Origin of the sequence: Lutibacter sp., from assembly GCF_030692605.1 — a bacterium.
Lineage (GTDB): Bacteria > Bacteroidota > Bacteroidia > Flavobacteriales > Flavobacteriaceae > Lutibacter.
On record NZ_JAUYUD010000097.1, the window covers coordinates 1 to 7,944 of the forward strand.

The window sequence follows — 7,944 nt, forward strand, 5'->3', positions numbered from 1 at the left end:
GGACCTGCATAGGACATGACGCCCGAAATAATCCCTGCATCAAATCCAAATAAAAAACCTCCTAAAGAAACTACAAATGCTATAAATACTACTTTTTTTGACATTATTAATTGTTGGTTTTAGTTGCTATCTAATTTAAAAAATGATTTTCTCTTTTCTTTATTATTTAAAACTCAATTTTACAAAAACTGGTAAATGATCTGAAGGATATTTCAAATCTTTTGAATCACTTAAAATGGCATATTTTTTAACTTTTAATTTATTGTTTTTTGAAATAAAAATATAGTCGATTAAAATTGTAACTGGCACATTAAATTTAAACCCGTTGAACGTTCCTGAAGGTCCGAAAGGCTTTTCTATTGAGGATTCTCTACAATCATTCATTTCTTTTTTAAGGTTTAGAATTCTCTCTGTAGTTGGTTCAGAATTAAAATCACCCATAAAAATAACGGGATAATTTTTTGTGTTTAATTCTATCATTTTTGAGATAATTAGCTCAATACTTTTGGTTTTTGCCACTTCACCTATATGATCTAAATGTGTATTAAAAACCCATACATATTTTTTAGTTTTTTTATCTTTAAACAGTGCATAAGTACACACTCTGTTAAACGCCGCGTCCCAACCTTTTGAAATTTCATTTGGTGTTTCAGAAAGCCAAAAAGTATTGGTTTCTTTAATTATAAATCGATCTTTTTTGTAATAAATGTTTGATGATTCTCCTTTTTTTTCACCATCTCTACCAATTCCAATTTGATTGTATGCTGGTAATAAATTAGACATTTCAGTAACCTGATTTGGAGTTGCTTCTTGAACACCTAAAATATCAGGTTCGTAAAACTGTATTTGAGATGTTAAAAATTCTTTTCTAAATGGCCAAGCGTTTTCGCCATCAACTGAAACATTCAAACGAATGTTATAAGTCATAACATTCAGCGATTGCGAGATTGCACTTAGGTTTAAAAAACCAATAAAAAGTATTAAAAAGGTTTTTTTCATATTAATTATTTGAAACTGGTTGTTGGTATATTCTCACATAATCTATTAACATTTCAGATGGGAAAATGGCGTCATCAACAGATCCTCCCCAATTTCCTCCAATGGCAAGATTTAAAATTAAAAAATAAGGTTTATCAAAAGGCCAACCTTCGTTAGTAGTTACCTTTCCATTTTCCCCTTTTATAGCTTCATAAAACAATTTATTATCTATATAAAACTTGATAAATTCTGGTGTCCATTCTATTCCATAAAGGTGAAAAGTATTAGAAACATCAGCAAGTCTTTCAAAATGTGTTATTTGAGTGTTCTTTATATGATTGTATAATTTGGAATGTAGTGATACATGAACCATATTTGGATCTTTACCAACATGTTCCAGAATATCAATTTCACCACATAGCGGCCAAGCTTCTTCTTTTTTACGAAGACTTTCAGGAAGCATCCAAATTGCTGGCCACGTTCCTTTTCCTTCTGGTAATTTTGCCATTACTTCCACTTTTCCATATTGCAACATAAACCTATTATACGTTGTTAATCTTGCCGAAGTATATTGCCTATTTTCAACATCTTTTTTTAAAGCAACAATGTGTAATTTTCCATCTTTAACAAATGAATTTTCTAAAGATTTTTCTAAATAAAATTGTTTTTCGTTATTTCCCCAGCCACTTCCACCAACTTCATAGTTCCATTTTGTTTCATTGGGCAACCCTGAATATTCAAATTCATCGGACCAAACTAGGTTATAATCTTTATAAATAGTTGCCCTTTTTTTCACAGTTTCTAATAGTAGTTCAGGTTCATCTGTAGTAATAAAATCAAAATTGTTTGCTAATAACCAATCCATATCATCAACTTTATTTACGGTCCAACCATTTAATAATATGTCGTTTTTTTTGGCACTTTCAATCCATTCCACATGGTCATGGTAATCAGTATAATAATAATCTGCACCATTAATACCATCTTCTTTTAATTGAATAGGCGATTTATTACTTTCTAAATATTGTGTTGAAGCTGTTGGATCTATTTCTCTAATTTTTTTTAGAATATCATAATCAAAGCTTATATATACAACCAAATCTTTTGCTTTAAGTTTTTCAACTAGTTGAACCACTTTTGTTGCAATTAACTGTCCTCTTTCTATACTTACTTTTGAAGGTTTGATTTCACAAACCAATCGTGTAGTTGTATTATTTTCAATACCTGCTATTAAATATTCTTTTAATGTTGGAAGTTTTTCTCCATTGGATAATTTAAAAGTTATTAATTCTGAATAGTTAGTTTTTTCAATTTCTAAATTATTGTACGTTGGGTCATGGGTTACAATTAGTACATTATCCGCAGTCATTCGTACATCAAATTCTGAGCCTGTACAGTTTAATTGAATTGCTTGCTTTAACGATGCTATTGAGTTTTCAGGTAGCATATTTTTTTTCCAAGCACCTCTGTGAGCTATAATTTTATTATCAGCAAATGAAATTTCACTTTTTAAAGTCGTTTTTGTAGAATTACAGGCCGAAAAAAATGTGCCAATTGCAATAAACAAAATTGTGATTATTGTATTAAATTTATTCATTTTTAAAATGATTTTTTTTAAGTTGCTCCTGAAATCCTCGAAAAAACAGAAGCAACTATAAAAAACTAACTCAAAATATATGAAAAACACTCATTATTATTAGACTAGCATTATTTGATAATAAAGATATAAAATAACCTTCAACTTCTTTTAATAAAGGAAGAACTCCTCCTCAATTAGGAGGAGTTCTAAAATCTTTGGGGTTTAAATTTTATTCTTTTTAATAATGCTTCTCTTTAAAACTACATACATTTAAAATGTACTTAAGTAGTTTTGCTTTTATTATTTTAAGTACCAAGGTTTAAGGTTAATTCCATCATATCCACCATATTGCTCATCAACCGCTTTTAAATAATTTACTCCATTAGTGGTTAATTCACTGGTTGGGTATTTCCAACGTTGAGGGTATAATGTTGGGTCATCTGGATTCATGCTAGTTAAAGGATCTAAAGGATAGACTGGGTAACCTACACGAAGAAATTGAGGATAATACGATCTAGCTTGCATAAAATCTATAAGCCATCTTTGTGTCCAAATTTGGCGTAAACGATCTACTTTTGTTCCTGCATACGCTGCAGCACCAACAAAATAACCATCAATATAAGCTTGAGTAATAGCCATTCCATGTACATGACTACTTGTATTAGGAAGGTTCTTATAGTATTCTAATGACGCTTTCACTCCATTTTCGTAGTAAGTTTGAGAGTTTCCGGCTACCCAACCTTCTTCTATTGCTTCTGCAATTATAAAACATTGTTCTGCATATGGAAATTTAATAAAAGGATCATTGTCTCTATAAAGAGGATACCGTTTATTTAACAATGAATACTTTCCCGCTTGATAATTAAGTGTCATAGGAAGAGCCGCTAATTGTGTAGGAGCCCCTTCATAAGCAACAAATTGCGATGCAGTAGCACCTCCAGTAATTAAAGCTGGTGCTGGCTCTGCAAAATAAAACAATCTACGATCGTTATTTGTTTTCAATGCATCAACCACTAATTTTGAAAGACCATGTTTAAGTCTAGTAGCTTCTCCATTAAAATATGGATAACTAGCATTTGTGTTAGTAGAATATGCTAATTGATAATTATCAGCACTACTTGTCATTAAATTGCCAGCAGAAACGATAGCTGCAAAACGAGCTTTTTGTTCGGGTGTAATTTTTTTACTTATGGTCTGTAAAACTTTTAACTGATAAGCATTACAAAGTTTGCGCCATTTTGTAACATTTCCTCCGTACATGATATCGCCATTAAAATTTACTCCTGCTGCAAAATAGGCCTCCGCTTCTTTTAAATCATTTAATATAGATACAATTACATCAGCTTGCTTATCATACTTTGGCTTAGTAATTCCTTCTTCAGCCATTCCTGCTTCAGAATAAGGGATATCTCCCAATTCTATAGTTGCATCAAACAATGCAGAAGCTTTTAGGAATAATGCCAATCCTTTAAATGAAGATTCATATGCTCCTCCTTTAGAAAATTCAACCATACGTTTAAGTTCGGTCAAACTTCCATAAGGAAAAGAACCATAAGGAGAATATGAGAAATAATATTGGTAAGGATTTGGGTTTGTTTCAAAAATTACCGTATGCTTATTAAATAAATTAGCGAAAGAGTAATCTGATGAATTCGGATTCCAAAATCTATATGAATCTTTAAGTACTTGCGTAGCAAGCATCTCAGGTGCAACCGAATTTGGCACATCTGGGTTCGTATTTAATTCCTCAAAATTGCTACATGAAGCTACAATCATAAGAGAAAATACAGCTATAAATAAATATTTTATTTTTTTCATTGTTCTATTAGATTAAAATGTAAGTTTAAAATTTGCTCCAAGATATCTTACTGATGGATCAGAAAAATCTTCATAACCACCATCAGGATCAGAATATTTGAAATCCTTTGCCTTCATAAGCACATTTTGTCCTATAAAACTTACCGATGCAGCTTTTGCAGCCCAACCTTGTAAATATTTGCTAGGGAATGTATATGTTAAAGAAATCTCACGTAGTTTGAAGAAAGTTTTAGAATAGGCATCTGCACGAGTTCCTGTACCTCCCCAAGCACTACCAGAGTGTAAATCTAACATAGCTTGCTTGTACGTAGTTGGAATATCATTAGGTGCAAAAACACGTGTGTCAGTGGTTATATTACCAACTGCATCATACGTAACTGTACCTGATACAATTTTTACACCTTCCCCAATATAATTTTGGGAACCTGGCGTAGCAACGTCTAATGCTCTTTCTGGCGTAACTGAATCTGGATGACCTCCAGTATTCCACATATAACTTTCTGTGCGAGTAGTCATCATCCCTCCAGATACCCCGTCAAAAGATAAAAATAAACTAAAATCTTTATGTTTTAAAGTAGAATTTACACCCCAAAGCCAATCTGGGTCAGAATAGCCAAATACTGAATCATATCCGCTTTTTGCAATTCTTCCATTGTTATATATAATTGCACCAGTTGCTGGATCTTTTAAAAAATCTCTACCTACATAAGCATCAATGCGTTCTCCAACTGCTACCCATGGTTTAACACTTGAATATAATGGATCTAACTTAGAATAGGTTCTTTTATAAGTTGACCAGTTCATACCTAAATCCAATTGCCAATCTTTAGTTTTTATTGGTGTGGTATTTAAAGTTACTTCCCAACCACGACGCAGCGTTTCTTCTTCAGAATTGGTTTTAATACTTGTATACCCACTAGCTGATGATATTGGCCCGTTTATAATGCCATCATAAAACCGTTTACTATAATAAGATACATCAACCATTAATCTATTTTTAAACATCATTCCTTGTGTTCCTACCTCAAAGGTATCGGCACTTGATGGAGTAATATTTGATGGAAATAAACTAGAAGGAGCTTCTGCACCATTAAGGGTATTCCAAGTACCGCTGTTAATTTTGAAACTACTATTAATTTCATAAATTCCAGGAATATTTTTTGATTGTGTCCAGGAAGTTCTAAGCTTCAATAAATCCAACCAATCTTTTGTAGATTCTGGTAAAAGTTCTGAAATTACAAAACTGGAAGCTACAGATGGGTAAAAGTATGAATTTGCATCTACAGCTAACGTTGAACTCCAGTCATTACGAGCTGTAAATTCTAAATATACCGTTTTATCCCAAGATAGACCTAAACGACCAAATACTGAATTTACTTGTCGTTGTTGTTGGCTTTTATAAACCTTAGCTGGATTTACTGATGCTGCTAATGAGAAAAACCCAGGTATAGAAATACCACCATCTGTATTTCCATAAATATTGGCAGCTTCTGTATAATATATTGTTCCCCCTGCAAGGTAATCTACATTAAATTTATTGTATGATCTTTCTCCTGTAAGTAACAAATCACTATTTATACTGTGTCCTTGAGTTTCTCCTATAGCATAAGCACCAGTAGTTCCACCAACCCACAAATAACTGTTTCCAGGAACACCTGAATTACCTGTTGATTGATATGAACCCTTTGAAACTCTTATCTCTCCTTTATCTGTAAAGAAATCAAGACCCGTACGAACAGTTGCTTTCAACCAATCAGTTATATCATAACTCATTGATAAATCGGCATTAAAAATATCACGAGAAGTCTCATTTATTTTTTCATTTTTAAGAAAATAAGGATTATCACTACCTGATCGATATGTATAGTTTTGAACTTGACCAGGTGTAATCCAATAATTGTCTTTGTAATCTCGAATATCAAAATCAGCAGCCGACCATATCAGTAAAGAATACATAGGATCATACGCTGTATAACCGCTAGACCCTACGTTTGGGGATGCTTTTCTAGAATAAGATAAATTTGAATTCAATTTAAATTTATCTAATTTTACCTCTCCCCCAAAAGTATAAGTGTACTTGTCTAATTTAGAATTAGGATATTGTCCTTTATTTTGTGTCCAGTTAACAGAGCTTCTTAACGAAATATTTTCTTGTTTAAAACCAACGTTAACATTATTATTTGTTATATAACCTTGCTCTAAAAAATTAGCAAAGTTGTCTTTCCCTATTGGTAAATATTCATAATCTCTATAGGCTTTTAAAAACGGGTCCCATTGATTAAGAATTTGTCCTGCCATAACAGCACCCCATGAACTATCAGAGTTTTTGTCATAAGTACCATTACTACCACGACCATAAGTGCTTTGCTTTTCAGGAATTGCTAAAAACCCTGCAGAATACATGGTGTTTGTAGAAAGGTCTACTGATATTCCAGCAGCACCACTACTACCATTTTTAGTTGTAATCAAAATGGCACCACTTGCACCACGAAAACCATAAAGTGCCGAAGCCGTTGCCCCTTTCAAAACACTCATAGATTCTATATCTTCAGAAGATATATCACCCAAATCCTTGTTATTATAGGCTACACCATCTATTACCAATAATGGACTTTCTCCACGAATGGAAAGTACTGGAGTGGCCGAAAATTCACTTGAGTTTTTAACTAAGAGCCCTGCTACTTTACCTGTAAGAGATGTAGCAACATCTATACCTTTTACTTTTTGCAAACTTTCTCCAGAAACCTTTTGAACCGCATACCCAAGTGCTTTTTCCTCACGTTTTATTCCCAATGCTGTAACAACAACCTCATCTAATTGTTGTGCTACTGGGATAAGATTTACATCAATTTTAGTTCTTCCTTTTAAGGATTCTTCTATTGAAAGATAACCTATAAAACTAAACACTAAAGTACCGCCTGATGCGGCCTTTATTTCATAATTTCCATTAAAATCCGAAGTTGTACCATTTGAAGTTCCCTTAACTAAAATGGTTGCTCCCGGAATAGGATTGCCGTTTTCGTCTAAAATTTTCCCACTTATTTTAGTTTCTTGCGCATGAACAGAAACTGAGAAAAGAATAGCGAAAAAACAAAAAACAAGTAATTTTGTGATTTTCATACTAAATTGGTTTTAAATTGATTAATATCATTTTTAATAAATTTGTTTAATCCTTTTTATTGAAATATGTCTAAAAAGAATATTTCATAAAGTTAAATCATCTAATTACCATTATAGTAAAATGTACCACAACAAAAAACAGACAAACGAATTAAAATGTTAAAATGTTAAAAAAGTTATAACTGAATCGTTGAGAATATTAGGCTTTAAGCAATATAATAATTTTTAATGTTGTAAGTAAACATGATATTTTAACACAAATACACCGTTTGCGTTGTGGTAATGTCGTAGTAAATTTAACATATGTTGTATTATATAAAGTCTATTAAATATTTACAATTAAATTGGATAGATTTTTCCCTAATTGGTTTTCAGACTTGAATGTATTCATTAATTCATTGAATTTCGTTAATCTATCTTCCATTTTTTCTAAATATCTATTATGTGAA

At 31.9% G+C, this 7,944-nt stretch carries 4 protein-coding genes; all 4 read right to left on the reverse strand.

The window, feature by feature from the left end:
* Nucleotides 1-162 precede the first annotated feature (162 nt).
* Nucleotides 163-999 (reverse strand): endonuclease/exonuclease/phosphatase family protein, encoded by an 837-nt coding sequence (locus Q8S45_RS10140; RefSeq protein WP_305604332.1) that lies wholly within the window; start codon nucleotides 997-999, stop codon nucleotides 163-165.
* Between the two features lies 1 nt (nucleotide 1,000).
* Nucleotides 1,001-2,575: a family 16 glycosylhydrolase gene (locus tag Q8S45_RS10145; protein ID WP_305604333.1), complete on the reverse strand. Its 1,575-nt coding sequence runs from the start codon at nucleotides 2,573-2,575 to the stop codon at nucleotides 1,001-1,003.
* A 282-nt stretch (nucleotides 2,576-2,857) separates the two neighbouring features.
* Nucleotides 2,858-4,375: a SusD/RagB family nutrient-binding outer membrane lipoprotein gene (locus tag Q8S45_RS10150; RefSeq protein WP_305604335.1), complete on the reverse strand. Its 1,518-nt coding sequence runs from the start codon at nucleotides 4,373-4,375 to the stop codon at nucleotides 2,858-2,860.
* A gap of 12 nt (nucleotides 4,376-4,387) precedes the next feature.
* Nucleotides 4,388-7,495: a SusC/RagA family TonB-linked outer membrane protein gene (locus Q8S45_RS10155; RefSeq protein ID WP_305604336.1), complete on the reverse strand. Its 3,108-nt coding sequence runs from the start codon at nucleotides 7,493-7,495 to the stop codon at nucleotides 4,388-4,390.
* Between the last annotated feature and the right edge of the window lie 449 nt (nucleotides 7,496-7,944).

What these genes read in the sequence shown, in the direction of transcription:
- Q8S45_RS10145 (WP_305604333.1), bottom strand. Translation starts at nt 2,575, where the DNA reads ATGAATAAATTTAATACAATAATCACAATTTTGTTTATTGCAATTGGC.
- Q8S45_RS10155 (WP_305604336.1), bottom strand. Translation starts at nt 7,495, where the DNA reads ATGAAAATCACAAAATTACTTGTTTTTTGTTTTTTCGCTATTCTTTTC.
- Q8S45_RS10150 (WP_305604335.1), bottom strand. Translation starts at nt 4,375, where the DNA reads ATGAAAAAAATAAAATATTTATTTATAGCTGTATTTTCTCTTATGATT.
- Q8S45_RS10140 (WP_305604332.1), bottom strand. Translation starts at nt 999, where the DNA reads ATGAAAAAAACCTTTTTAATACTTTTTATTGGTTTTTTAAACCTAAGT.